The organism is Flavobacterium psychrolimnae (genome assembly GCF_003312425.1).
GTDB classification, from domain to species: Bacteria; Bacteroidota; Bacteroidia; order Flavobacteriales; family Flavobacteriaceae; genus Flavobacterium; species Flavobacterium psychrolimnae.
Genome location: NZ_QNUX01000003.1, coordinates 219,496 through 244,724, shown reverse-complemented (window position 1 = coordinate 244,724; position 25,229 = coordinate 219,496). Strand labels below are relative to the sequence as shown.

24 protein-coding genes and 1 tRNA gene are annotated in these 25,229 nt (G+C 35.9%); 13 read left to right on the top strand and 12 right to left on the bottom strand.

Translation table 11 applies throughout. The features are described 5' to 3' along the window. Positions 1-165 precede the first annotated feature (165 nt). From DR980_RS04985 to DR980_RS04960, 6 genes are all read left to right on the top strand, one after another. Complete coding sequence (locus DR980_RS04985; protein ID WP_113634147.1) at positions 166-1,164, top strand: beta-ketoacyl-ACP synthase III; 999 nt, start codon at positions 166-168, stop codon at positions 1,162-1,164. A gap of 23 nt (positions 1,165-1,187) precedes the next feature. Continuing rightward, positions 1,188-1,667 (top strand): acetyl-CoA carboxylase biotin carboxyl carrier protein, encoded by a 480-nt coding sequence (gene accB, locus DR980_RS04980; protein WP_113634146.1) that lies wholly within the window; start codon positions 1,188-1,190, stop codon positions 1,665-1,667. Positions 1,668-1,765: 98 nt separating this feature from the next. Next, the gene (gene accC, locus DR980_RS04975) at positions 1,766-3,112 is read left to right on the top strand and encodes an acetyl-CoA carboxylase biotin carboxylase subunit (RefSeq protein ID WP_113634145.1); all 1,347 of its coding nucleotides are present in this window, start codon (positions 1,766-1,768) and stop codon (positions 3,110-3,112) included. A 267-nt stretch (positions 3,113-3,379) separates the two neighbouring features. Further along, positions 3,380-3,676, top strand: coding sequence for a hypothetical protein (locus DR980_RS04970; RefSeq protein ID WP_113634144.1), 297 nt, complete (start codon positions 3,380-3,382; stop codon positions 3,674-3,676). Between the two features lie 33 nt (positions 3,677-3,709). Then, positions 3,710-4,000: a hypothetical protein gene (locus DR980_RS04965; protein ID WP_113634143.1), complete on the top strand. Its 291-nt coding sequence runs from the start codon at positions 3,710-3,712 to the stop codon at positions 3,998-4,000. Positions 4,001-4,118: 118 nt separating this feature from the next. Beyond that, positions 4,119-5,462, top strand: coding sequence for a sigma-54-dependent transcriptional regulator (locus DR980_RS04960; protein ID WP_113634142.1), 1,344 nt, complete (start codon positions 4,119-4,121; stop codon positions 5,460-5,462). On the opposite strand, the gene DR980_RS04955 is transcribed toward DR980_RS04960, so the two are convergent. Together DR980_RS04955 and DR980_RS04950 are read right to left on the bottom strand one after the other, a co-directional pair. Then, the gene (locus DR980_RS04955) at positions 5,455-7,890 is read right to left on the bottom strand and encodes a hybrid sensor histidine kinase/response regulator (protein WP_113634141.1); all 2,436 of its coding nucleotides are present in this window, start codon (positions 7,888-7,890) and stop codon (positions 5,455-5,457) included. The genes DR980_RS04960 and DR980_RS04955 overlap by 8 nt on opposite strands. A 113-nt stretch (positions 7,891-8,003) precedes the next feature. Beyond that, the gene (locus DR980_RS04950; protein WP_113634140.1) at positions 8,004-9,905 is read right to left on the bottom strand and encodes a S9 family peptidase; all 1,902 of its coding nucleotides are present in this window, start codon (positions 9,903-9,905) and stop codon (positions 8,004-8,006) included. Between the two features lie 237 nt (positions 9,906-10,142). On the opposite strand from DR980_RS04950, the gene DR980_RS04945 reads away from it, so the two are divergent. Both DR980_RS04945 and mtgA read left to right on the top strand, forming a co-directional pair. Beyond that, the gene (locus DR980_RS04945) at positions 10,143-11,255 is read left to right on the top strand and encodes an NAD(P)/FAD-dependent oxidoreductase (protein WP_113634139.1); all 1,113 of its coding nucleotides are present in this window, start codon (positions 10,143-10,145) and stop codon (positions 11,253-11,255) included. Next, positions 11,255-12,001: a monofunctional biosynthetic peptidoglycan transglycosylase gene (gene mtgA / locus DR980_RS04940; RefSeq protein WP_113634138.1), complete on the top strand. Its 747-nt coding sequence runs from the start codon at positions 11,255-11,257 to the stop codon at positions 11,999-12,001. Before DR980_RS04945 ends, mtgA begins: the two co-directional genes overlap by 1 nt. 67 nt (positions 12,002-12,068) lie before the next feature. On the opposite strand, the gene DR980_RS04935 is transcribed toward mtgA, so the two are convergent. Beyond that, a tRNA-Ala gene (locus tag DR980_RS04935) sits at positions 12,069-12,142 on the bottom strand. A 125-nt stretch (positions 12,143-12,267) separates the two neighbouring features. On the opposite strand from DR980_RS04935, the gene DR980_RS04930 reads away from it, so the two are divergent. From DR980_RS04930 to DR980_RS04915, 4 genes are all read left to right on the top strand, one after another. Then, positions 12,268-13,035, top strand: coding sequence for an enoyl-CoA hydratase/isomerase family protein (locus DR980_RS04930; protein WP_113634137.1), 768 nt, complete (start codon positions 12,268-12,270; stop codon positions 13,033-13,035). Between the two features lie 300 nt (positions 13,036-13,335). Further along, complete coding sequence (locus DR980_RS04925; protein ID WP_113634136.1) at positions 13,336-13,800, top strand: 6-pyruvoyl trahydropterin synthase family protein; 465 nt, start codon at positions 13,336-13,338, stop codon at positions 13,798-13,800. A 4-nt stretch (positions 13,801-13,804) separates the two neighbouring features. Beyond that, on the top strand, positions 13,805-14,557 hold the full coding sequence (locus tag DR980_RS04920) for a UDP-2,3-diacylglucosamine diphosphatase (RefSeq protein WP_113634135.1): 753 nt from the start codon (positions 13,805-13,807) through the stop codon (positions 14,555-14,557). A gap of 179 nt (positions 14,558-14,736) precedes the next feature. Then, on the top strand, positions 14,737-15,438 hold the full coding sequence (locus DR980_RS04915) for a GIY-YIG nuclease family protein (protein WP_113634134.1): 702 nt from the start codon (positions 14,737-14,739) through the stop codon (positions 15,436-15,438). 16 nt (positions 15,439-15,454) lie between these two features. On the opposite strand, the gene DR980_RS04910 is transcribed toward DR980_RS04915, so the two are convergent. The 6 genes from DR980_RS04910 to DR980_RS04885 all read right to left on the bottom strand — a co-directional run bounded on the left by DR980_RS04910 (position 15,455) and on the right by DR980_RS04885 (position 21,827). Beyond that, a complete protein-coding gene (locus DR980_RS04910) occupies positions 15,455-16,723 on the bottom strand; it encodes an MFS transporter (RefSeq protein WP_113634133.1) in 1,269 nt (422 codons plus the stop codon). Positions 16,724-16,733: 10 nt separating this feature from the next. Then, on the bottom strand, positions 16,734-18,434 hold the full coding sequence (recJ, locus tag DR980_RS04905) for a single-stranded-DNA-specific exonuclease RecJ (RefSeq protein WP_113634132.1): 1,701 nt from the start codon (positions 18,432-18,434) through the stop codon (positions 16,734-16,736). 107 nt (positions 18,435-18,541) lie between these two features. Then, positions 18,542-18,886 carry a HopJ type III effector protein gene (locus DR980_RS04900; RefSeq protein ID WP_113634226.1) on the bottom strand — a complete coding sequence of 115 codons (345 nt, stop codon included), beginning with the start codon at positions 18,884-18,886 and terminating at the stop codon, positions 18,542-18,544. Between the two features lie 15 nt (positions 18,887-18,901). Next, positions 18,902-19,954, bottom strand: coding sequence for a flavin monoamine oxidase family protein (locus tag DR980_RS04895; RefSeq protein ID WP_113634131.1), 1,053 nt, complete (start codon positions 19,952-19,954; stop codon positions 18,902-18,904). Between the two features lie 2 nt (positions 19,955-19,956). Continuing rightward, positions 19,957-20,670, bottom strand: a complete 714-nt coding sequence (gene rsmI, locus DR980_RS04890; RefSeq protein ID WP_113634130.1) for a 16S rRNA (cytidine(1402)-2'-O)-methyltransferase — start codon at positions 20,668-20,670, stop codon at positions 19,957-19,959. A 77-nt stretch (positions 20,671-20,747) separates the two neighbouring features. After that, positions 20,748-21,827 (bottom strand): hypothetical protein, encoded by a 1,080-nt coding sequence (locus DR980_RS04885; protein ID WP_113634129.1) that lies wholly within the window; start codon positions 21,825-21,827, stop codon positions 20,748-20,750. Positions 21,828-22,075: 248 nt separating this feature from the next. Between DR980_RS04885 and DR980_RS04880 the strand changes: the two genes are divergently transcribed. Further along, positions 22,076-22,666 (top strand): thymidine kinase, encoded by a 591-nt coding sequence (locus DR980_RS04880; protein ID WP_113634128.1) that lies wholly within the window; start codon positions 22,076-22,078, stop codon positions 22,664-22,666. A gap of 145 nt (positions 22,667-22,811) precedes the next feature. Here DR980_RS04880 and DR980_RS04875 read toward each other — a convergent pair whose 3' ends face one another. The 3 genes from DR980_RS04875 to rpoN all read right to left on the bottom strand — a co-directional run bounded on the left by DR980_RS04875 (position 22,812) and on the right by rpoN (position 25,148). Then, positions 22,812-23,102, bottom strand: coding sequence for a helix-turn-helix domain-containing protein (locus DR980_RS04875; RefSeq protein WP_113634225.1), 291 nt, complete (start codon positions 23,100-23,102; stop codon positions 22,812-22,814). Beyond that, positions 23,092-23,445: a type II toxin-antitoxin system RelE/ParE family toxin gene (locus DR980_RS04870; RefSeq protein ID WP_113634127.1), complete on the bottom strand. Its 354-nt coding sequence runs from the start codon at positions 23,443-23,445 to the stop codon at positions 23,092-23,094. Before DR980_RS04870 ends, DR980_RS04875 begins: the two co-directional genes overlap by 11 nt. 236 nt (positions 23,446-23,681) lie before the next feature. Continuing rightward, complete coding sequence (gene rpoN, locus DR980_RS04865) at positions 23,682-25,148, bottom strand: RNA polymerase factor sigma-54 (protein ID WP_113634126.1); 1,467 nt, start codon at positions 25,146-25,148, stop codon at positions 23,682-23,684. Positions 25,149-25,229: the final 81 nt, after the last annotated feature.

Sequence of the window (25,229 nt, the reverse complement as noted above, 5' to 3'; positions counted from 1 at the left end):
TTGTAAATGATATTCGAACTCTCACATCGTGAGAGTTTTTTTGTTGTCTATAATTTTAATTAAATAAGAAGTTCCAAATCAATGAGAGTGGAATTTTTTTTGTAAATTTCGAGTCTTTTAAAAAATTTTCAAATGGCAACATTTGGCTAGAAATAAACGCATACGATGAATACAATTACAGCCGCAATTACCGCTGTTGGAGCCTATGTTCCAGACTTTGTACTAACGAACAAAGCTCTTGAAGCTATGGTAGATACCAATGACGAGTGGATAACCTCTCGTACAGGAATAAAAGAAAGAAGAATCCTAAAAGACGATGAAAAAGGAACTTCTTTTTTGGCCATAAAAGCGGCACAAGATTTATTGGCCAAGGCTAATATTGATCCGCTGGAAATAGATTTGCTGATTATGGCAACCGCTACACCGGATATGCCAGTAGCTGCAACAGGTGTATATGTTGCTACTCAAATTGGAGCAACAAATGCTTTTTCTTATGATTTGCAGGCTGCTTGTTCCAGTTTCTTATTTGGAATGTCAACCGCAGCTGCTTACATACAATCCGGTAGATATAAAAAAGTACTTTTAATAGGTGCTGATAAAATGTCCTCTATTGTTGATTATACTGATCGATCAACTTGTATTATTTTTGGAGATGGTGCTGGTGCAGTATTATTCGAACCTAATTATGAAGGATTAGGATTGCAAGACGAATACTTGCGTAGTGACGGAATTGGCAGGGATTTTTTAAAAATTGATGCTGGAGGTTCACTTCACCCAACTTCTATTGATACAATAAAAGAAAAAAGGCATAATATTATACAAGATGGGAAAACAGTATTTAAATATGCTGTGACAAATATGGCTGATTCAAGCGAATTAATTTTGAAAAGAAATAATTTGACAAATGAAGATGTAGATTGGTTAGTTCCTCATCAAGCCAATAAACGTATCATCGATGCAACAGCAAATAGAATGAATTTAGAAGATTCTAAAGTGCTGATGAATATCGAAAAATATGGAAATACCACTTCTGCTACTTTACCATTAGTACTTAGCGATTTTGAACATTTATTCAAAAAAGGAGACACTATAATTTTAGCCGCTTTTGGTGGAGGATTCACATGGGGTTCTATTTATCTAAAATGGGCGTACGACAAAAAATAAATTTAAACTAAAAACAAATAATTATGGATTTAAAAGAAATTCAAAATCTTATCAAGTTTGTAGCAAATTCAGGAGTTGCAGAAGTTAAGTTGGAGATGGATGATGTGAAAATCACTATCAGAACAACTTTAGAAGGAAATGTAACAGAAACCACGTATGTTCAGCAAATGCCTGCTCAAGCACCACTTCAGCAAGCGGCAGTTCCTCAGCAAATTGCTCCAGTAGCAGCTGCTCCAGAAGTTCCTGTAGTAGAAAATGCTCATTATATCACTATAAAATCACCAATCATTGGAACTTTTTATAGAAAACCATCTCCAGATAAACCAATGTTTGTTGAAGTAGGTAAAACAATTTCTAAAGGCGACGTTCTTTGTGTAATCGAAGCAATGAAATTATTTAATGAAATTGAATCTGAAATTTCTGGTAAAATCGTAAAAATATTGGTTGACGATATGTCACCAGTTGAATTTGACCAACCTTTATTCTTAGTAGATCCATCATAAGAAATTATAAATTATAAATTATAAATTTTGAATGATGAGTTTTCGTTATTTGAAATAATTTAAAATTTAAAATTCAACATTTAAAATTTCAAAAAAAGATGTTTAAAAAAATATTAATTGCAAATAGAGGGGAAATTGCGTTACGCGTAATTAGAACGTGCAAGGAAATGGGTATTAAAACAGTAGCCGTTTATTCTACTGCTGATGCCGAAAGTCTACACGTTAAGTTTGCTGATGAAGCGGTTTGTATAGGACCACCTCCAAGCAACTTGTCCTATTTGAAGATGTCGAATATAATTGCCGCTGCCGAGATTACAAATGCAGATGCGATACATCCAGGATATGGATTTCTTTCTGAAAATTCTAAATTTTCTAAAATTTGTCAAGAACATGGTATCAAATTCATTGGAGCATCTCCTGAAATGATTGATAGAATGGGAGACAAAGCTTCCGCTAAAGCAACTATGATTGAAGCAGGCGTTCCTTGTGTTCCCGGTTCAGTAGGAATTTTAGAATCGTATGACCAAGCCCTACAATTATCAAGAGATTTTGGTTTTCCAGTAATGCTTAAAGCAACTGCTGGTGGTGGTGGAAAAGGAATGCGTGCGGTTTGGAAAGAAGATGAATTATTAAAAGCATGGGAAGGTGCCCGTCAGGAATCTGCTGCAGCTTTTGGGAATGACGGAATGTATCTGGAGAAATTAATTGAAGAGCCTCGTCATATCGAAATTCAAGTTGTGGGTGATGCCTACGGAAAAGCATGTCACCTTTCTGAAAGAGACTGCTCTGTACAAAGACGTCATCAGAAATTAACTGAAGAAACTCCATCTCCGTTTATGACCGAAGAATTGCGTCATAAAATGGGAGAAGCAGCGGTTAAAGCTGCCGAATATATTAAGTATGAAGGAGCCGGAACGGTAGAATTCTTAGTGGATAAACACCGTAATTTCTACTTTATGGAAATGAATACGCGTATCCAAGTAGAGCATCCTATCACGGAACAGGTTATTGATTATGATTTAATTCGTGAGCAAATTCTTGTTGCAGCTGGAGTAGCGATTTCAGGTAGAAATTATTTACCGCAATTACACGCTATTGAATGTCGTATCAACGCGGAAGATCCTTACAATGATTTCCGTCCTTCTCCAGGAAAAATCACTACGTTGCACATGCCAGGAGGACACGGTGTACGTTTAGATACGCATGTGTATTCCGGGTATACTATTCCGCCAAATTATGATTCAATGATTGCAAAACTTATTACTACAGCTCAATCTCGCGAGGAAGCAATTAGTAAGATGAGAAGAGCCTTAGATGAATTTGTTATCGAAGGTATAAAAACAACCATTCCTTTTCACAGACAGTTAATGGATGACCCTCGTTACATATCAGGAGATTATACAACTGCATTTATGGATACTTTCAAAATGAACGATCCAGAATAGAAATTATACAATTACGTTAAAGAACCTTGCAGTGATGCAAGGTTTTTTTTGTTTAAAACAGTTTCTGATTCGACCTGTTCTTGAGTAAAAATTATACACGTTACTCAGTTGATTACCCACTTTTCCCAAATATATAAAATTATTAAATTTTAAAAAACGTTGTTTTTAAAGGGTTTACGGTGCTTTTGTGTAGCGTTTAAAGAATGGTATGATTATTCTATTATACTAAACAACAATAACAAATAAATAATTTAAAAAACAGATATCATGAAAAAATTAATCTTATCCGTAGCAATTGTTTTAGGAAGTTTATCAACTTATGCAGCTTCAGTTCCAAATACCAATGAGGTTACAAAAACGGTAACGGTTCAAGAAGAATATATCGAAGTGAAACTTGAAGAAGTTCCAGTTGCTATAACTGAGGCTTTGAAGGCGACTTACCCTAGTGCGATTTTAGACAAAGCATATATTAATGCCAAAAAAGAGTACAAATTAGATGTAACTCTTGGAGACAAAAAAGGAAATCTGTTTGCAGATGAAACAGGAAAATGGATTCAGAAATAAAAGATTAAATAATAGCAATTAAAATAAAATAGTATGAAAAAGTTACTCTTATCAGCAGCAATCGTTTTAGGAAGTTTATCAAGTTATGCGGGAGAAGTTCCAACAGAGCAGGTACAAAATCAACTTTCAGTTTTTCAAGAAGGATATATTGAAGTTGAAACAGTTCCTGATGCCGTAAAAAAAGCTTTGGAAACTGCCTATCCTGGAGCAGTTCTAGGAAAAGCATACATCAATGAAAAAAAAGAATACAAACTAGAAATCACAGTTAAAGACCAAAAAGCTACTGTTTACGCGGATGCTGCTGGGAACTGGATAAATAAATAATTTGGGGAAATTTTTATTTTTAAAAAGAGAGATTGTTTTAACAGTCTCTCTTTTTTTTGCAAAAAATTATGAGAATACAATTTAAATAACTTTATTTTAGCATTAAAGTTAAAATGTAATGACTAAAATTTTATTGATTGAAGATGATGTAGCTTTTTGTAAATTATTAGAAAAATTTCTGATAAAAAAATCCTTTGAGGTAACGATAGCATTTTCAGCTGCGGAAGCGAAATCTAAAATAAAAAATACTGAATTTGATCTAATTATCACGGATTTAAGACTTCCTGATTATGATGGAATTCTACTTATGACTGAAATAAAAGCTACTCATCCTGCTGTTCCAGTGTTATTAATGACTGGATATTCGGATGTGAGTACTGCTGTAAAAGCGATAAAAAATGGCGCAGCAGATTATATCTCTAAGCCTTTCAATCCAGAAGAAGTGCTTTTGGTTATCAATAATGCCCTTCATTACGAGAATAAAGAACCTAATAATGTTGCTTCAATTTCTAAAAGTAAAAAGCAAGCAACAAAAATAGCAGAAAATAAATTTGTCAAGGGAATTTCTAAAGCTTCCCAAAAACTTGCTGAGTACATCCAGTTGGTGAGTCCAACAAATATGTCGGTTTTAATTATCGGCGAAAGCGGAACAGGAAAAGAAGTAATTGCCAAAAGTATTCATGAAAATAGCTCGAGAAAAAACACTAATTTCATTGCGGTTGATTGTGGTTCCATTCCAAAAGAGTTGGCTGCGAGTGAATTTTTTGGACATGTAAAAGGATCTTTTACGGGTGCAATTCAGGATAAAATAGGTTTTTTTGAAGCAGCAAATGGAGGGACTATATTCTTGGATGAAATAGGAAATCTTTCTTATGAAAACCAAATACAATTGTTGCGCGCTTTACAGGAAAGAAAAATTAAACCCGTGGGTAGTAATAAAGAAATCGACGTCGATATCAGAATTATTACCGCAACAAATGAAGATTTGCGAGAAGCAGTAAAAAAAGGTGATTTCCGCGAAGATTTGTATCACAGAATCAACGAATTCTCTATTCATTCGCCCTCATTAAAAGAAAGGAATGAAGATTTAATGCTCTTTTCAGATTTTTTTCTGGAAAAATCAAATCAGGAATTAAACAAAAATGTCCTCGGATTTTCATCTGAAGTGATGACTATTTTTCAAAATTATAGATGGCCTGGAAATCTTAGGGAACTTCAAAACTGTATCAAAAGAGCAACACTTTTAACACAAGGATATTTTGTTGAAAAAGCGGCGCTTCCGGCTGAATTTTTTCAAAATGAAGAAAAAGTAACCACTGATTTTTCTTTGTCAGAAAATGAAAAAGAAACTATCATGGAAGCTTTAAATAAAACGAATAATAATAAAACGGAGGCGGCAAAATTGCTTAAAATTAACAGGAAAACATTGTACAATAAATTAAAATTGTACAATATTAATTAATTTTTTCCTTTTCCAGATGTACAAAAAGAGCTGTTATTTTACTTTTTAAATCGGAAACAGCTTTTTTAATTTCATCCGAGGAAAGATCCTCAAGTTCCAGTTGGTCTAAAATTGTACTAATATCCAATGCTTTTATCTGCTTAAACATTGGATTCATTTTATGGGCTATATTTTTTATTTCCTCAAAATTGCTTTCAGTCGCAGCTTGTTCTAATTCATTTAAACTTTCTATTGTATTCGTTATAAACGATTCTAAAATTTCTTTCAAAGCTTCTTTATCATCAGATAAGAATGATTTGAGCGATTTTAATGTGTACTTTTTTGCTGTTTTTTTAGGATGATTCATCGCAGGTAAAACAACTGGAATTTCACTATTATCTAGAATAGCTTTGATGGTTGCCAAAACAGTTTTTGGGGTATAAGGTTTTCTGATAACAGTTGTAAATCCAGAATTTTGGTAGTGTTCTAAATCGATGTCATTTCTTCCGGTTACAGCGATGACAGGTTGATTTTCATAATTAGAGATGGTTTTGTTTTGTAATTCTTTCAAAAATGAAAAACCATCCATAACTGGCATCTGAATATCAGTAATGATAAAGTCGAAAGCATTGTTTTTTATCCATGAAAGCGCATCCTGTGCCTTGTCAAAAGGGAAAACATCATATTGCTGCTGCCGCAAAACCTCTGTAGTCAACTGCAATAAACTTTGATCGTCATCAATAATAATCGCGGTGTATTGCTTTTTTGAAATTTCGATTGGTGTTTCACTACGAGATAATTGAGGATCAAAAATTAACGGAATTTGGATTTCAAAAATACTTCCTATTCCCAGTTTACTTTTCAAACTCAATTCACCGCCTAAAATAGCGACCATTTTTCTGGAAATCGTAAGACCCAAACCTGTTCCACCATATTTTTTTTCTATTTTTTCATCAGCTTGTGTAAATTCTTCGAAAATTAATTGTTGGTTCTTATCTGCAATTCCAATACCGGAATCTTCGATTAGTATGACCATTGTATCGGCTTCTGAATGAACGTTAGCTTCAATTTTTATAAATCCTTCTTCGGTAAATTTGAAAGCATTCCCTATGATATTAGACAATACTTGTCTTAAGCGAAACGGATCGCCAATTATTTTTTGGCGAAGTTTAGGATCAATTTCAATGATGAGTTGTATCGGTTTTTGAATGTAAACGGATTGAACACTGTTGCTTACTTCGGTGATGATATCGGGTAAAGAGAACGCGATTTTTTCAATAGAAATTTTTCCAGCCTCGATTTGCGTGAAATCCAATAAGTCCTGAACCAGTTTTGAAATATAGTCGGAGGAACCCTTGATGTTCTTGGTAAAGTGCAATTGTTTGGTGTTTAAATCTGAATTACCAAGTAGTTCAGTATACCCAATAATAGTACTTAATGGTGTTTTTAAATCATGGCTTACCGTTGAAATAAGTTGCTCTCTGCTGGTTAGTAATTTTTTAGCCTTAAGATTAGCGGCCTCCAATTGTTTCTTGTATGATTGTGTCTTTGAAAAATCATTCAGTATTAAAATCAGAAAAAATAATGTCAGCAGTAACCCAATTATCGCTGCGGTAGTAACAATTTGATTGGTTTTCTTTAAAGATTTTTCTCTTCCTAAATAGCTTTTGGTAGTGTTAAGAATAATTTCTCGTTCTATAATTCCCAGAACTTTTCTCAATTGGTCCGAGATTGAAAGTTCGTTTTGAAGCAATTTATTTTCCTCAAGACTCAGTAGTTTTTTCTTATTTGCAGTCTCTTTTTGTACTTCATTCAGCAACATTTTTGAAACAGATAAAATAGAATCAGAGGCCTTTTTACTTAATGTATTGGTGCTGTCATCAGGGATATTTTGATTGAGATAGGCAACATATTTCTTGAGTACATTACGTTCATAGTCGCCCATCATTGCAGGGTTTTTTACAAAATCTTCTAATTGAAGTTTCCGCATCGAAGACTCCATTTTTGTCAAATCAGAGATGGCATTACTGACTGCGATTTCATCCTCGGTTTTGTTTTTTATAGCTTTTAATTGCTGAATGTTCTGGATTTTTTTGGACAATAAAACCTGTACACTGTCCAGTAATGTGATTTGATATGGAGTAGAAACCGCCGCTTTCAAGGAATCAATGTCAACTTTCAGCGCTCTAGTTTTTGCAACATAATTTTTGAAATCTTTTTCGGATTCCGACTGAATAGCGATTCTGGCCAGACTTTCTGTTTTGTACAAATCGGACAAGACATTGCTTACTTTCAAAATAGACCCGTTTTTCTCCGTAAAACTTCTTTCAGTTGAAGAAAAACTCTTGTTTTCAGAATATAGAAACCAGCCGACGCTTCCAAAAAGCAACACTAAAACTAGGTAACTGATGAAAACTTTTATCGGAATGTAGCTTTTTTTATTGTCCATTTTTCAAAGATAAAAATTAGAAAAGGCTTTAAAGTTAAGATATTCAGAATATTTTGAAGGGAACAAAAAACCTCACCGGTGAGTGAGGTTTAATTTCTTTTATAAGTTCTAATCTACAACGTCTCTTTCAGCCATTTAAAAAATTCACCTTGCCAAACCTGAGCATTTTGAGGTTTCAACACCCAATGGTTTTCTTCCGGAAAATACAAGAATCTACTTTTTATGCCACGTAATTGTGCTGCTTGGAACGCTTCTTGACCTTGTCCAATTGGTACACGAAAATCTTTTCCGCCCTGAATAATTAAAATAGGTTTGTTCCATTTTTCTACCAAAGTCATTGGATTAAAAGTCGTGTAGGCTTTTTGAGCTACAACATTGTCTTTCTCCCAATATGCACCACCAAAATCCCAGTTGCTAAAGAAAACTTCCTCAGTAGTTCCAAACATACTTTGGGTATTAAAAACGCCATCGTGGGCAATAAATGTTTTAAATCGGTTGTTGTGTATTCCCGCTAAATAGAAAACGGAATATCCGCCGTAACTGGCGCCAACGCATCCTAAACGGCTTGCATCAACATATTTTTCCTTCGCCACATCATCAATCGCCGATAAGTAATCGTTAATCACTTGTCCGCCCCAGTCTTTGCTGATTTGCTCATTCCATTCTACACCGTGACCCGGCATTCCGCGACGGTTTGGAGCCACAACAATATAGCCGTTGGCAGCCATCAGCTGTAGATTCCATCGGTAGGAATAAAATTGTGTCAATGCAGATTGCGGTCCACCCTGACAATACAAAAGAGTTGGGTATTTTTTTGTGGCATCAAAATTAGGCGGAAGAACGACCCAAACCAACATTTTTTTGCCATCCGTCGTCGTTACATATCGCCTTTCGGTTTTGCTTAACGCCAAAGAATTATAGGTTGCCGTATTGACATTGGAAATTTGTTTCCAAGTATTTTTGTTTAAATTATATGAAAAAATTTCCGCCGCATGATTCATGTCGGTTTTCGTTACGATGATTTTATCGCCTGAGAAACCAACTAAATCATTGACATCAAAATCGCCAGTTGTGATTTGGCGAACGCTGATTGCTATTTTGGTCAGACCTGGAAAATTAACTTCAAACAATTGTTTTGTTCCGTCTATCGGCGCCACAAAATAGATTTTTTTTCCGTCAGGACTCCAAATAAAATGATCAACTGTTCCGTCCCAATTCGCCGTTAAGTTCATTTTCATTCCTTTGAAACTCACCATCAGGTCGTTTTTATCGGCTTCATAACCGTCGCGTTTCATTTGCAACCAAGTCAAATTTCCTGTTGGAGAAAATTGTGGAGCCGTATCATATCCTAGGTTTTCCTCAGTTCTATTGCTGGTTTTTCCTGTTTCCAGATTGTATTCGAAAATATTGGTGTTGGTAGAAACAGCATAATCGGTTCCTGCTTTTTTCTTGCTAACGTACAAGATACTTTTGCTGTCTGGCGACCAAGTGTAATCTTCGTCTCCACCAAAAGGTTTTTGTGGACTGTCAAAATTTTCGCCTTTCAGAATGTCAATTCCCGCTGAGCCTTCTTTGTTTTCTTTGTAAAAAACATGGTTGTATTTACCTTCGTTCCAAGTGTCCCAATGGCGGTAATTCAACCCGTCATAGATTTGAACGTCTGATTTTTCCAGTTCTGGATAAAAATCTTTTCCGTGGACTTTTTCGATTTTTACTTCTTCATTGTAAACGATATATTTCCCATCTGGAGAAGTATTTTTGTCTTTTAATAGGTTTTTGGTATCTTTTACTTCAGTTGGATTTCCTCCATTTACAGGTAAAATGTAGAATTTAGAGTCCGATTTGTTTTCTTGGACCGAAGGAGTGGTCACTTTATAAACTATATTTTTTCCATCTTTGGAAATGCCTAAAGGAGTTACTCTTCCTAATTTCCAGAGCAGTTCCGAAGTCATTACATTTTGTGCCATAGCAGTTAAACTCATCATTAATAAGGGTATAAACAGTATTTTTTTCATTGTATTAATTGATTTTTTCGAATGCTAAAATTAGCCAATTTAAATTGATGTTTTTTCGTTTTTAACACTTGCTTTTTAGCCCCGATAAAAGTGGAAATCCTTTCTAGTCCTGAACTTGTTTCAGGATTCTGAAACAAGTTCAGGACTAGAAAGATTGAAACGGATAGCGGGATTAGCTCCTGAAATAAATTGAGAATAAATCCAAAAAATTATTAATTTTATGAAAAATATTTAAACATGGATTTGAGCTATTGGGAATTAAAAAACTGGTTTACTGATGTCGATTATACCATCGTAGGAAGCGGTATTGTTGGCTTGCACGCTGCATTGCGCTTACGAGAAAGATTCCCGGAAAGCAAAATTCTAGCCCTGGAAAAAGGAATGTTGCCGCAAGGCGCAAGTACTAAAAATGCTGGTTTTGCGTGTTTCGGAAGTCTTTCAGAAATTATAGACGATCTGAAATCCCACTCGGAAGAAGAAGTGATTCATCTTATCCAAAAACGTTGGAAAGGATTGCAATTGTTGCGAAAAAGACTCGGTGATGACACGATAGATTTCAAACCGTATGGCGGATATGAGTTGTTTTTAAAAGACGATGAAAGTTGTTACAGTGAATGTGTCGGGAAATTACCGTTCATCAATGAAATTTTAAGACCACTTTTCAAAGCGGATGTTTTTGCCAAAGAAGTAGATCGTTTTGGATTTGGCGGGATACAGGAATATTTAGTTTTTAATCCATTTGAAGCACAGATTGATACCGGAAATATGATGCAGGCGTTATTGAAAGAAGCGTTTTCTAAAAATATTTTAATTTTAAACCAACAAACTGTCACCTCTTATTTGGACAAAGGAAATGGAGTGGAAGTGGCGCTTGGCGATTTCAGTTTCAGTACCAAAAAAATATTGTTTGCTACGAACGGTTTTGCCCATACATTGAAAAATGGAGCTGTTAAACCAGCCAGAGCACAGGTTTTAATTACAGAACCCATTAAAAATTTAGACATAAAAGGCACTTTTCATTTGGATAGAGGGTATTATTATTTCAGGAATATTGGCGACAGAATACTATTAGGCGGAGGAAGAAACCTGGATTTTGAGACGGAAAACACAACCGAATTTGGACAAACAGAAATCGTCCAAAAAAAATTGGAACAATTATTAAAAGAAGTAATTTTGCCTCAGCAGGATTTTCAAATTGCACACCGTTGGAGCGGGATTATGGGTATTGGCAATAGCAAGAATCCAATCGTTACACAACTGTCCGATAATGTCTACTGTGGCGTGCGATTGGGTGGAATGGGAGTGGCAATAGGAAGTTTAATTGGAACAGAATTAGCAGATTTAGTATAATGGCAACGAAAATAACACCAAGAAAATCAAGACAACCCGTTAAAAAAGAACCGAACTCTTTTATGAGCAAACTAACCCGTTTTTTATTCAAAGTATTGTTATGGTTCTTCGGACTTTCTTTATTTTTTGTGGTTTTTTTTAAATTTGTCCCCGTTCCGTTTACGCCTTTAATGGTGATTCGGGCGATTGAAAACAAAACAGCCGGGAAAGAGGTTTTTTTCAGCCACGACTGGGAACCAATTGAAAATATCTCCATGAATCTTCAAAAAGCAGTTATAGCTAGTGAAGATGGAACGTTCTTGAAACACAATGGTTTTGATTTTGTCGCGATGCAAAAAGCATATAAAAGCAATGAAAGAGGCCGAAGAATAAAAGGAGGAAGCACCATATCGCAACAAACAGCCAAAAATGTATTTCTTTGGCAAGGGCGAAGTTATTTGAGAAAAGGACTTGAAGCGTATTTCACCGTTCTGATTGAAATTATTTGGGGAAAAGAACGCATCATGGAAGTGTACTTGAATAGTATCGAAATGGGGAATGGTGTCTATGGAGCACAAGCGGCTGCAGAGCATTGGTACAGAAAAGATGCATCGAGTCTCACACCGATGCAAGCAGCAGGAATCGCAGCGATTTTGCCCAATCCTAGAAAATATTCGGCTACCAGTTCTTCTTCATATATTAACAGACGAAAAGCTAAAATTGTCCGTGTGATGCGAACTGTTGGTAAAATAGATTATTCGAAATAGTTGTCTTTTATTATAAAAATAAAAAAACCGTAAACTCTTATTTAAAAGATTTTACGGTTTTTGTTTGTGGAGAATACCGGATTCGAACCGGTCACCCCTTGCCTGCCAGGCAAGTACTCTAGCCAAATGAGCTAATCCCCCAAACGTGTTCGCAAATATAACATATAAATTTTCCAAAAAGCAAATTTCAAATTACAAATCTATTCTATTTGAAAAAAAGCCAAATCCTACTTTACTTTTTTTAACTTTACATCAAAATCCCCGCTATGGTATCAGAAAACCCAACAGGTTCGCTCTTCACAACAATCGAAAACAAAATCGCAACCCTTTCATTTGGTCATCCTTCGAGCAATTCTTTTCCCAGAGAATTGTTAGATCGTTTAACGAATGAGTTCGCTGTTTTGAGTTCAAATCCAGCTGTTTCGGTGATTGTTATTCAAAGTGAAGGCTCGGGAGCTTTTTGTGCAGGCGCTTCTTTTGATGAACTTTTGGCCGTTTCGGATGAAGCCGCAGGAGCCCATTTTTTCTCTGGATTTGCACATTTAATCAATGCCATGCGTTCGTGTTCCAAGCTTATTGTGGGCCGGGTTCATGGAAAAGCAGTTGGCGGCGGCGTAGGAATTGCATCCGCTTGTGATTACACCTTGGCTACAAAAAACGCATCAATAAAACTATCAGAATTGGCCATCGGAATTGGTCCCTTTGTGATTGAACCCGTTGTTTCTAAAAAAATCGGAAAGACGGCAATGGCAGAAATGACGCTCGCAGCTCACGAATGGAAAACTGCTGATTGGGCCGCAGCCAAAGGATTGTACGCCAATACTTTCGAAACAGTCGAAGAACTGGATGCCGCAATAGCTGATTTCAGCGCTAAATTATCCAGTTATAATCCTGAAGCTTTACTGGAAATGAAAAAAGTTTTGTGGGAAGGAACGCAACATTGGGACACATTGCTGTTGGAACGTGCCGCGATTTCGGGTAAATTGGTGCTGTCAGATTTTACCAGAAAAGCGTTGTCTCAATTCAAAAAGTAATTTTTTCAGGAGCTATTTCCTGCTGTTCACTATATCTTTTTATAAGGTGAAGAAAAATCACCTTATAAAAAGGATGTCGTTCCCATCAGGGCTAGACCTCAGTGCAATCCAAATTATTTTTTTACCATTATGAAATTAAGGTTCATTAAAACCTTAACTTAATTTTTCTTCATTTCTTAATGGTTTAACTATTACATTTTTTATGCTTACTCGGGTTTTAATTCCTTAAAATCGTTTGCCCCACATTTACATCTCATTTCTCATATCAATTTGCTAAATTTGCATCAAAATTAAACTCCGATGAGCAATATCAGAATTACAAAACAATTTAGTTTCGAAACCGGACACGCTTTATACGGTTATGACGGGAAATGTAAAAATGTTCACGGACATAGTTATAAATTGTCAGTAACGGTAATTGGAACTCCAATTACGGATCGTTCCAATGTAAAATTTGGAATGGTGATTGACTTCACGGATTTAAAGAAAATTGTAAAAGAAGAAATTGTAGATCAATTTGACCATGCGACAGTTTTTAACGGAACAACGCCGCATATCGAATTGGCAAATGAATTAATGACCCGCGGACATCATGTTATATTGGTTGATTACCAACCAACGAGTGAAAACATGGTAGTTGATTTTTCTCAAAGAATCATCAATAGATTACCACAAGGAATCACTCTTTTTTCCTTAAAACTGCAAGAAACCGAATCTTCTTTTGCAGAATGGTTTGCCAGTGATAATATGAAATCCATACTGTAACTTCATGCAATTACCCAATAACAAAAAAATATATTTCGCCTCCGATCAGCATTTTGGCGCACCAACACCTGAATTGAGTTTTCCTAGAGAACAAAAATTCGTGGCTTGGCTCGACGAGGTAAAAGGCGATGCAGAAGCTATTTTTCTGTTGGGCGATTTATTTGATTTTTGGTTCGAATACAAAACCGTAGTCCCAAAAGGATTTATTCGTGTTTTAGGCAAACTCGCCGAAATCCGTGACAGCGGAATCCCTATTTATTTCTTTGTGGGAAACCATGATTTATGGATGGAGGATTATTTCCAGAAAGAACTGAATATTCCTGTGTTTCATGACAATCAAGAATACACTTTTGGAGATAAAACATTCCTTATTGGCCACGGAGACGGAAAAGGTCCAGGCGATCTAGGGTACAAACGCATGAAAAAAATATTTACAAATCCGTTTTTTAAATGGCTTTTTAGATGGATTCATCCGGATATTGGTGTGAAACTGGCGCAATACCTTTCTGTAAAAAACAAACTCATTTCTGGCGATGAAGATGTGACTTTTCTTGGCGAAGACAACGAATGGCTGATTCTTTATTCCAAAAGAAAACTGGAAACCAAACACTATAATTACCTTATTTTCGGACACCGTCATTTGCCTATGAAAGTAACTGTAGGAGAAAATGCCGAGTATGTGAATCTAGGCGACTGGATTACATATTTTACTTATGGTGTATTTGATGGCGAGAATTTCGAAATCAAAAAGTATTAGTAAAATATCAAGATTGTTTTCGATTTCCTGTTTTTTGATGGCTTAAAAACTTACAATTATGCTAATGGTTCTCCATTAGTGTTTTCTTTTGTATGTATTTGATTTAGTTAATATATGATAATTTTCAATAATAAATAAGTTAGCAGTAGTTTAAAAAACATTGGAGTTAAAGGATATAAATGAAAAATTACACTAAAAATTTTTATTGGGTAAAGTCAGATGACAATCACGAAAATTGGTTTGTTATTGCCCATGACGAATATTTAGCTGAAAGATTTTTTGTTGAAATTGAAGGTTATGATTTAGAGGATGTTCAAGCAACTGAAATTTGTAACGTTATTTTTGAAGATGATGATGCCGACGAATATTTTCCATCGAACGAAATGTTTATTAAAAATGGATTTGAAATTATTAAGTCCGATGTACCAATGATAGTTTGGAAAAACGGGAAAAAATATTGTCAAGGTGATATTATTCATTGCATAAAAATAGAAAAAAGTAAAACTAAATTTGGACTATATATAATTCATACAGACAATTCTGATTTATTCAAAATTGGAATTACAAAAAATATAAATCAAAGAATAAAACAGTTTGAAACTGGTAATCCTTTCGAATTTACTTTATATGAATTCTTTGAGACGGAAAACTGTCGAGAATTAGAAAGTTTACTACATAAAAAATTAAAAGGCAACAGATATAGAAAAGAATGGTTTAGGCTGAATGCAGAAGAATTAACCCAAGCTTGTAATTTTGCTAGAAATTTTATTGGACTTCCACCATATCTTAATGAAATTCCTGATCTTCTTTCCGGCTTACTAACTGAAGAAGAACAAAATGATAAGAACAAAATTAAAAATGAGGATGATCTTCCATTTTAAAAAGAACTAAAACTACTTATTCACCTTTTTCATGTTCCTCAACATCTTTTTGCAAGTCCAGTTTTCTAAAAGTAGGCGATACAGCACCAGTGAGAAATACGGTAATCAATGTCATGCTTCCGCCAAAGACCACAGCGCTAACAGTTCCCATCAGTTTTGCGGTTAGTCCACTTTCAAAAGCTCCCAATTCATTAGAGGAACCCACAAAAATAGAATTTACTGCCGCAACACGGCCTCGCATGTGATCCGGAGTTTTCAATTGCAAAATAGTTTGGCGTATCACCACCGAAATCCCATCAAAAACACCACTAAAAAATAAAGCTGCAACGGATAACCAAAAAATAGACGAAAGTCCAAAAACGATAATGCAAATCCCAAACGCAAAAATAGCCGACAACAATTTCATACCCGCATTTTTAGTAAAAGGAATATAAGCTGAGATTATTAACATCAAAAAAGCGCCAACAGCCGGTGCAGCTCTTAAAACGCCAAATCCCTGCGGACCTACTTTCAAAATATCTTGTGCAAAAATGGGTAATAAAGCAACGGCTCCACCAAAAAGAACGGCAATCATATCCAGTGATAAAGCACCTAAAATAGTCTTATTGTTGAAAACAAATTTTACGCCTTCTTTCAAACTTTCCATAATAGGTTCCCCAATTTTTGGATTCAAAATTGGCTTCGTTGCAATTTGGGTTAAAGCGATTAATGCAGAAAGTGAACATCCCAAAACGATGGACATGGACCAGTGAACACCAATCCAATTAATAGAAAAACCAGCTAAGGCAGGCCCTAAAACCGAACTTATTTGCCATACGGAACTGCTCCATGTGGCAGCATTTGGATATATTTTTTTAGGAACAATCAATGCCAAAAGAGAAAATATCGTCGGGCCAAGAAAAGCGCGGACTAATCCTCCCAAAAACACGAAAAAGTAAATGGAATATAAAATAGTTTGGGTAGAAAAATCTTTTATAAACGGTGGCCACGTAAATAAAAACAAGCCCAAACTGATGATTGAAAACCCTAAAATACATTTGAAAAGCAATCCTTTTTTCTCTTTTTGATCCACAATGTGTCCGGCAAACAAAGCCATCGAAATTGCTGGAATGACTTCCATTAATCCGATGATTCCTAACGATAATGGATTTTTGGTCAAACTGTATACTTCCCATTCAATGACGATAAACTGCATGGACCAGCCAAAAACCATGGCAAAACGCAATAACAAAAAAATATTGAATTCTTTATACCGCAGCGCAGAGTAAGGGTCTTTTTTTTTCATAGCAACAGAATCATTGTTTAATATCTCGCAATCGCAATTGCAAACTTAATTTACCTTTCCATTCGTTTTCATCGATGCAATACACCGCTTGAAAAGGTTTTTGATGTGTAGTCAGTTCGATTTTGTTTCCCAAATTAAAACCAATAGCAGCAAGACCTTCGGTCCCGAGGCTTCGGGATTGTTTGACAAAAAGTTTTAAGTGTTCGTCTTCTTGTCCAAGCGGTTTTCCATGACCGGTGTCTTTGATGTTTCTGGTCAGGAAAATTGGCGTCATATTTTGCGGTCCGTACGGTTCAAATTGTTTCAGGATTCGAATTAATTTTGGAGTAATATCCGCAAAATCAATCTCGGCATCAACTGCAATTTCAGGTGTCAACATATCGGGATGAATGGTTTTTTCGACTTCTTTTTCGAAAGCATCTTTGAAGATTTGATAGTTTTCTTCCTTTAAAGTCATTCCCGCAGCATACATGTGACCACCAAATTGTTCCAAATGTTCTGTACACGCTTCGAGTGCATTATACACATCAAATCCTTTTACGGAACGTGCCGAAGCTGCATATTTATCGCCACTTTTGGTAAAAACAAGTGTCGGTCGATAATAGGTTTCAATCAATCGGGAAGCTACAATTCCAATCACACCTTTGTGCCAATCTTCTTGAAAAACGACGGAGGTAAAACGTTCTTTTTCGTTGTTTTCCTCAATCTGTTTTAATGCTTCTTTGGTGATTAATTTGTCTAAATCTTTTCGCTCTGAATTATAAGCCTCGATTTCAGAAGCAAATTGTTGGGCTTGCTCAAAATCAAATTCGGTTAGTAATTCCACCGCATGATTCCCGTGTTTAATGCGTCCGGCGGCGTTTATTCTGGGTGCGATGATGAAAACAACATCGGTAATATCTAAAGTTTGTTTTTTTATTTGGTGAATGATGGCTTTGATTCCTGGTCTCGGGTCAGAATTGATGACTTGCAATCCAAAGTAAGCCAGCACCCGATTTTCTCCAGTCATCGGAACGATATCAGCAGCAATGGCAGCTGAAACTAAATCCAGATACGGAATCAAATCATCGATAGTTTCATTTCGGTTTTGGCCCAAAGCCTGAATCAATTTGAAACCTATTCCGCAACCGCACAATTCATCATAAGGATATGTACAATCGTCTCGTTTAGGGTCGAGAACGGCAATGGCTTCGGGTAAAAAATCTCCCGGTCTATGGTGGTCACAAATGATGAAGTCAATGTTTTTTGCTTTGGCGTACCCCACATGATCGATAGATTTTATACCACAATCCAAAGCAATAATAAGCGAAAATCCATTGTCATCAGCAAAGTCAATTCCCTTAAATGAAATTCCATAGCCTTCGTCATAACGATCCGGAATGTAGGTCGCCACGTTTGGATAATAGGTTTTTAAATAGGAAGAAACGAGTGAAACGGCGGTGGTTCCATCGACATCATAATCGCCAAAAACAAGAATATTTTCCTCATTTTCAATCGCTTTTTCAATTCGGGCGACTGCTTTTTCCATATCTTTCATCAAATATGGATCGTGCAAATCCTCTAAACTGGGGCGAAAAAACCGTCTGGCATCTTCAAATGTTTCAATACCGCGTTGCACTAATAAAGTGGCCACAAAATCTTCTACATTTAACGCTTTCGCCAAATGTTGTACAGTCTCCTCGGAAGGTTTTGGTTTTAAGGTCCAACGCATAGTGATTTGGTATTATAGAATTGTGTTTGGAATTTTGTCGGATCTAGCGCAGCAGAGAGTAACCGATGTGTCTCGACTGCGCTCTACCTGACAGCGAATTTTAATTTTTATTTCAACACTAAAGCACCTCCGTAAAAGGCAATTCCATCCCAACCGGTTTTCATGAAATTGCGGATGTTTTGATGATCAGTTCCGTTCGGATTTTGTAAAACATCTTCGTAATAATAGGCCCCAAAACAAGCTAGTGTTTCTGCTTCTGATAAGTTTTGAATTTCGGCGAACGAAAATAATTTGCATGATCCTGAATTTTCTCCTGCTGCATTGTGTTGCAAACCATTCTCAAATGCTGTGGGTGTAAAGTCGTAGTTTTCATCGATAGTAGCAATGGTTTCCGAAAATACTATTGCTTCAGGCGTTTGTTTTAATTTCTCTAAGAAAGCGGCTATAGTCATATTGATTTTCATTGTTTAGAATTGTGAGGCAATTGTTTTCGCGGCAAAAATAGCGCCATCCATATAACCAGGGTTTTGATTGGCTGTTTCAGCTCCGGAAACATATAATTTTTCGTTTAGTAATGGTGTTTTGAAAAGGGAATGTCCGTTGTTTTGGTGCGCTAATACGAGTTGTTCATACGGCTGAAATGTAAGTGGTTCTTCCCTCCAAACGTTCTCATAATAGGCTACATAGTCCGTAGCTTCTGACCCAAAGAAAGCCGTTAGTTGCGCTATTACTTTTTTTTTGCGCTCTTCAAAAGGCAGGACTGCGGTTCCACCATTTAGGAAACCTTTCAATGCAAAACCGGAATTATCTGCGCTGCTGTGGTCATACATTTCCTGAATAATACTGGCTTGGCTGAATAAGGTTCCAGAATAATTATTCTGTTTCCAAAAAGGAGTTTTATACTCTACAGCGAATTTTATGGATTCGCCCATCCAAGTATGCGTTTTCTTGGCTAGTTGTGTGAAATTGTCGGGTAATTTGGGTTCAAAAATCACCGAGTTTACAAACAAATTAGGTGGAATAGTGCTGATTACTTTATCGGCTGAATAACTGCTTCCGCTTGAATCCTTTACTATTAATTGATTGTTTAGCTCTTTTATTGCGACAATTTGGGTTTGTGATTTAATATGTTGAATCCCAATTTCCGATACTAATTTTTCAATTAGAGTTGCTGTTCCACCCACGATACGAAAAGAAGGTTCTTCGGAATCTGAGATTTCAAATTTTTGCGGCGGCACAAAAGACATCGTTTCAAATAATGAAATGCCTTTTGTGTGTTGTCTAAAATAAGGGAGTTCAAAAGTGTGAAGTACTTCCAGAAGATGTCGGTGTTGATTTCCAAACCAAGTCGCACCCATTTCCATCGTGACTGCTGTTGTCCCGGTTATGGTTTTTATGCGGCCTCCAATTCTGGTATTAGCTTCCAATATCAGAACTTCTATTCCCTTTTTTTGAAGTAAAAAAGCAGTGTAGAGTCCACAAAGTCCCGCACCGATTACAATAACTTTTTCCTTTTTCATGATTATTCTTCAGCTGAGAATTTAGATTTTTTAGGTTCTTTTGTTATTGGTTTTCCACCTACAACCACAACAATTTCTCCTCTGGGAGCTATTTTTTCAAAATGAGTCAAAACTTCTCGTACCGTTCCTCTAACATTTTCTTCATGTAGTTTTGATAATTCTCTGCACACACAAATCGGTCTGTCTTCACCAAAATAAGTAATGAATTCCGCTAAAGTTTTTAGTAATTTATGCGGTGAAACATATAAAATCATCGTTCTGGTTTCTTCGGCTAAAGCCAAATAACGGGTTTGTTTCCCTTTTTTGTCAGGCAAAAAGCCTTCGAATACAAATTTATCATTGGGCAAGCCACTGTTCACTAATGCAGGAACAAATGCTGTTGCTCCAGGCAAACATTCTACTTCAACTCCATTTTCAACACAAGCGCGGGTTAATAAAAAGCCTGGGTCCGAAATAGCAGGTGTCCCTGCATCCGAGATTAATGCGATATTTTCTCCAGCTTTTAAACGAGAAATTAAATTCTCGACTGTTTTGTGTTCGTTGTGCATGTGATGGCTGTACATGTGGGTGCCAATCTCGAAATGCTTTAACAATTTTCCGCTCGTGCGCGTATCTTCGGCGAGAATCAAATCGACTTCCTTAAGAATCCGAATGGCTCGAAAAGTCATGTCTTCAAGATTGCCAATAGGCGTAGGAACGATGTATAATTTTGACATAGATAAAGTAATTAAATACAAATTTTATTGAAATCTGTATTTGTTCAAATGTATATTCAGAAAAAGTTACAGGATAATTACAAGAATTTTTTCTCTATAATATCCATGAAACGATCTTCGTAATCTTGTTTTCCTTCCCAATTGTTGTAATCTGGTTTTACCATTTCCTGAACAAAATCTCGGGTTTCGTAGAAAGTGTCAAACGTGATAAGTTGGCTTAAAACGCGGTTGTAATCCTCACTGCTGTTACCAAAAAGATGTTTTATAAACGCCAGACGATCATTCAAATCGATGTTGATTCCTTTGGCTAATTTATCGTTCAAAGAAACTATTTTTGGTTCCGTTTTTTCAGCAGATTCTGCTGGAACATTTTCTAATTTTGGCTCTTCAGTTGGTAACACTTCTTTTGGGGTTTCAATAACTATTGCAGTGGGAATATTGTCAACTTGCTGTTTTTTTACAAAAAGCGTATCATGGTAATTGCCACCTAATAAATCTTCAAAAGAGATTTGGACAGCTTCTGTTTTCTTTGGTATTTCCAACTCGGTCTGCACTTCTTTTTCCTGTGATAATTCAAAAGCAGGTTCAAAAGGCGCTTCAGGTTCCGCTGTTTCTTCTTCTATTTCCATTTCCGTGGCTGCAACTATTTCTCGCTCTACCACAGTTTCTTCGTCTTTCTCACTCGCATCAATTACTTCTTCTATTTGTTCCAAAGGCATTTCATCTGCATCTTCAGCAACAGTTTCTTCAATGCTAATTTCTTCCTCTTGGATTTCCTCAGTTGCCGTTTCCTCTTCTTCGACAGCACTCTCTTCCTCTATGGTAACAGTTTCTTGTTCCTCTGAAGGAGTTGTTTCTTCTGTTTGTTCTAAAGTAGTTTCAGCAACTTCTTCTACAACAGTTTCTTCAATTAAAGCTTCTGCTTCCTGTTGAGCCGACTCAGTTGTGTCAAAAATAGTTTCTATTTCTTTCCTAATTTCGGTAATGCCAATAGTTGGTTTTGCTTCACTAAAATGTTCGTCCACAAATCGTAAGACAGAAAGTTTTTCATATAACTTCTGTGTTTCCAGATATAATTGATTGATATCAGATTTATTTTTTAGCTGTAATATTCTGTGTGCAATGCTGATTAAATCGGCTTCCAATTTTTTTTTCATAACTGTTGAAATTATAGGGTGTTAGGCGGGGCTTTTTTGATGCGTTTTTGTATTACCTTTTATATCGCCCCCAGAAAAGGGATTCTTTGTGTACGCGATTTTTATTTTTTTAAATAAGTGCTCGCAAATCTCCGATTTGATATAAATTTTATACTTTTGAAACGACGTAAAAGTATAAAATTTTTAAGTCGGTTTGTCTATTACAAAGTAATAAAAACTATTCATTTTTTAAGTCAGAAAAATACAAAATGTTTCTCGAAAATACAGTAAATCATAAAGAACAATTTGGTTGGATCGAAGTCATTTGTGGCTCCATGTTTTCGGGTAAAACCGAAGAATTGATCCGTCGTTTGAAAAGAGCGCAGTTTGCCAAGCAAAAAGTCGAAATTTTTAAACCGGCAATCGATACGCGCTATGATGATGAAATGGTAGTGTCACATGATGCTAGCGAAATTCGTTCCACACCTGTTCCTGCTGCCGCAAATATTGCTATTTTGGCGCAAGGTTGTGATGTTGTAGGCATTGACGAAGCGCAGTTTTTTGATGACGAAATTGTCAAAATTTGCAACGATTTGGCCAATCAGGGAATTCGGGTAATTGTTGCCGGATTAGATATGGATTTCAAGGGAAATCCTTTTGGTCCCATGCCCGCATTAATGGCAACTGCCGAATATGTGACTAAAGTGCACGCTGTATGTACCCGCACCGGCAATCTCGCTAATTATAGCTTCCGAAAAACCGACAATGACAAACTCGTTATGTTAGGAGAAACAGAAGAATACGAACCGTTGAGTCGTGCGGCATATTATCATGCGATGCGGAAAGATCAGGAGAAGTAAATCCTCTTCCCTCCCGACGCTTCGGGACTTTCCGAAGGAAAGGGAGCTGGAACTGGATTGAAATATAAAAGTATTGAAAATTTTAAAAAAAAAACTTTCAGAGTTTAGAACTCCAAAAGGTTTTTTTAATTTTTTAGTAAAATGGTTAGAGTTCAATTTGAATTTTTACTTTTCCACCAAAACCCTTTTCTACAATATCATACAAGGTTTTGAGGGTAAGATTACTTCCGTTATTCTCGATTTTTGAAATGTATTCTCTTTTTTTATCAACAAGTTCTGCAAGTTCATTTTGCGTTAAGTTTTTTTCTAAACGTGCTTTCTTTAATTGCAACCCAATTTTAAATCCTTCAAAGTCTCTTTCTAATTCATCACGTCTCTCTGTTCCTTTTTCTCCGTAAACACTATCTTTAATTTCTTTCCAGCTTTTAGTTTCCATTTCCATTTGATTTTTCTTGATAATATTGTTTCATTAAACGCAAGGCTTTATCAATCTCATTTTTAGGCGTTTTTTGCGTTTTCTTTTGAAAGCCGTTCAGTAAAATAACAAGTTTGCCATGGTCAAAGAAACAGAAAACCCTCCAAATGTTTGAAGCCAATTGTATTCTTGCTTCATAAAGTCCATTTGTTCCTTCCATTGATTTTAAATAATTGGATGGAACTCTTTCAAGGGTTTCTATGGCTTCAATAATCTTAAAGATTTTATCCTGAACTTTTTTTGGTTGTTCAAGAAGAAAATCTTCAAAGTAATTTTTATACGCAATGACTTCCCTTATATTCATTTCAAAGGTAATTTAAAAGTTACTAAAAACCAATTTTTCAATGTGATTTAGTTCTTATTACGTTAATGACTTGTTTTTTTTATAACTTCTAATCTGCAAGGTCAATCTATTTAACTCCTTACACAATACCCACATTTAGTGATATTTAATTTTATATAAGAATAAAATTTGCTCCATAAAAAAGGGGAAATTTGTTTCAAACAAATTTCCCCTTTTAATATTTTAAATGAATAATCTTACATCTTCTTTCTCATTCTCGCTACCGGAATATCGAGTTGTTCTCTGTATTTTGCAATCGTTCTTCTTGCGATTGGATAGCCTTTTTCTTTAAGGATTTCGGCCAGTTGATCGTCCGGAAGTGGTTTTTTCTTGTCTTCTTCCTCAATGGTGTTCTGAAGGATTTTTTTAATTTCCAGTGTAGAAACATCTTCGCCTTGGTCATTTTTCATCGACTCCGAGAAGAATTCTTTAATCAGTTTTGTACCATAAGGCGTTTCCACATACTTGCTGTTCGCAACACGTGAAATTGTAGAAATATCAAGACCCACCATATCGGCAATGTCTTTCAGAATCATCGGTTTTAACTTGGTTTCATCACCGTCCAGAAAATATTCTTCTTGATAATGCATAATCGCATTCATGGTTACAAAAAGCGTTTCCTGACGTTGGCGAATAGCGTCAATAAACCATTTAGCCGAATCCAGTTTTTGTTTGATAAACTGCACCGCATCTTTTTGCTGCGCTGATTTATCACGGGAATCTTTGTAGGTTTGCATCATTTCCTGATAATCTTTGGAAACGTGTAGGGAAGGAGCATTTCGTCCGTTTAAGGTCAGTTCCAGCTCACCATCAACAATTCTGATGGCGAAATCAGGAACTACATTTTCCGTAACTTTATTGTTTCCGGTAAATGATCCGCCTGGTTTTGGATTCAGTTTTTCTATTTCGTGAATGGCTTTTTTAAGTTGCTCATTCGAAACATTGTATTTTTGTAACAGTTTATCGTAATGTTTTTTGGTAAAAGCATCAAACTGATTTTCGATAATATCAGTAGCTAATTCCACGTATTCCGTTGGAGTTTTGTGTTTTAATTGCAACAACAAGCATTCCTGCAAATCACGTGCTCCTACGCCGGATGGTTCGAGTTCATGAATCACCTGCAGCATTTTCTCCACCATCTTTTCATCAGTGTAAATACCTTGTGTAAACGCCATGTCGTCTACCATATCAGGAACGCTGCGACGAATATAACCCATGTCATCAATGCTTCCCACAAGAAATTCTGCAATTTCACGCTCCTCATCATTCAGAATAAAAGTATTCAACTGATTGATTAAATCCTGATGAAAACTAACCGGCGCTGCAAAAGGCGTTTCGCGATCATCGTCATCATCGCTGTAATTGTTAGCCTGTGTTTTATAATCTGGCGTTTCGTCGTTGCTTAAATATTCGTCAATGTTGATGTCTTCGGCGTCAATACGCTCTGATTCGGCATCGTCATAATCGTCATAATCTTCGTTTTCGAACTCATCCTTTTCGTATTCATCTTCTTCTTTTCCAGCTTCCAAAGCTGGATTTTCGTTCATTTCTTCCAATAAACGTTGTTCGAAAGCTTGCGTAGGCAATTGAATTAACTTCATCAGCTGAATTTGCTGTGGAGATAATTTCTGTGATAATTTTAAATTTAGAAATTGCTTTAGCATTTTTATTGTTTAAAAGTTTAAGGTTTAAAGTTTAAAGTTGCTGAACTTTCAACAACCTTAAACTTTAAACTTGAAACAAAT

Coding starts and splice junctions, on each gene's coding strand:
- DR980_RS04985 (WP_113634147.1), top strand. CDS start 166: ATGAATACAATTACAGCCGCAATTACCGCTGTTGGAGCCTATGTTCCA.
- accB (WP_113634146.1), top strand. CDS start 1,188: ATGGATTTAAAAGAAATTCAAAATCTTATCAAGTTTGTAGCAAATTCA.
- accC (WP_113634145.1), top strand. CDS start 1,766: ATGTTTAAAAAAATATTAATTGCAAATAGAGGGGAAATTGCGTTACGC.
- DR980_RS04970 (WP_113634144.1), top strand. CDS start 3,380: ATGAAAAAATTAATCTTATCCGTAGCAATTGTTTTAGGAAGTTTATCA.
- DR980_RS04965 (WP_113634143.1), top strand. CDS start 3,710: ATGAAAAAGTTACTCTTATCAGCAGCAATCGTTTTAGGAAGTTTATCA.
- DR980_RS04960 (WP_113634142.1), top strand. CDS start 4,119: ATGACTAAAATTTTATTGATTGAAGATGATGTAGCTTTTTGTAAATTA.
- DR980_RS04955 (WP_113634141.1), bottom strand. CDS start 7,890: ATGGACAATAAAAAAAGCTACATTCCGATAAAAGTTTTCATCAGTTAC.
- DR980_RS04950 (WP_113634140.1), bottom strand. CDS start 9,905: ATGAAAAAAATACTGTTTATACCCTTATTAATGATGAGTTTAACTGCT.
- DR980_RS04945 (WP_113634139.1), top strand. CDS start 10,143: ATGGATTTGAGCTATTGGGAATTAAAAAACTGGTTTACTGATGTCGAT.
- mtgA (WP_113634138.1), top strand. CDS start 11,255: ATGGCAACGAAAATAACACCAAGAAAATCAAGACAACCCGTTAAAAAA.
- DR980_RS04930 (WP_113634137.1), top strand. CDS start 12,268: ATGGTATCAGAAAACCCAACAGGTTCGCTCTTCACAACAATCGAAAAC.
- DR980_RS04925 (WP_113634136.1), top strand. CDS start 13,336: ATGAGCAATATCAGAATTACAAAACAATTTAGTTTCGAAACCGGACAC.
- DR980_RS04920 (WP_113634135.1), top strand. CDS start 13,805: ATGCAATTACCCAATAACAAAAAAATATATTTCGCCTCCGATCAGCAT.
- DR980_RS04915 (WP_113634134.1), top strand. CDS start 14,737: ATGAAAAATTACACTAAAAATTTTTATTGGGTAAAGTCAGATGACAAT.
- DR980_RS04910 (WP_113634133.1), bottom strand. CDS start 16,723: ATGAAAAAAAAAGACCCTTACTCTGCGCTGCGGTATAAAGAATTCAAT.
- recJ (WP_113634132.1), bottom strand. CDS start 18,434: ATGCGTTGGACCTTAAAACCAAAACCTTCCGAGGAGACTGTACAACAT.
- DR980_RS04900 (WP_113634226.1), bottom strand. CDS start 18,886: ATGACTATAGCCGCTTTCTTAGAGAAATTAAAACAAACGCCTGAAGCA.
- DR980_RS04895 (WP_113634131.1), bottom strand. CDS start 19,954: ATGAAAAAGGAAAAAGTTATTGTAATCGGTGCGGGACTTTGTGGACTC.
- rsmI (WP_113634130.1), bottom strand. CDS start 20,670: ATGTCAAAATTATACATCGTTCCTACGCCTATTGGCAATCTTGAAGAC.
- DR980_RS04885 (WP_113634129.1), bottom strand. CDS start 21,827: ATGAAAAAAAAATTGGAAGCCGATTTAATCAGCATTGCACACAGAATA.
- DR980_RS04880 (WP_113634128.1), top strand. CDS start 22,076: ATGTTTCTCGAAAATACAGTAAATCATAAAGAACAATTTGGTTGGATC.
- DR980_RS04875 (WP_113634225.1), bottom strand. CDS start 23,102: ATGGAAACTAAAAGCTGGAAAGAAATTAAAGATAGTGTTTACGGAGAA.
- DR980_RS04870 (WP_113634127.1), bottom strand. CDS start 23,445: ATGAATATAAGGGAAGTCATTGCGTATAAAAATTACTTTGAAGATTTT.
- rpoN (WP_113634126.1), bottom strand. CDS start 25,148: ATGCTAAAGCAATTTCTAAATTTAAAATTATCACAGAAATTATCTCCA.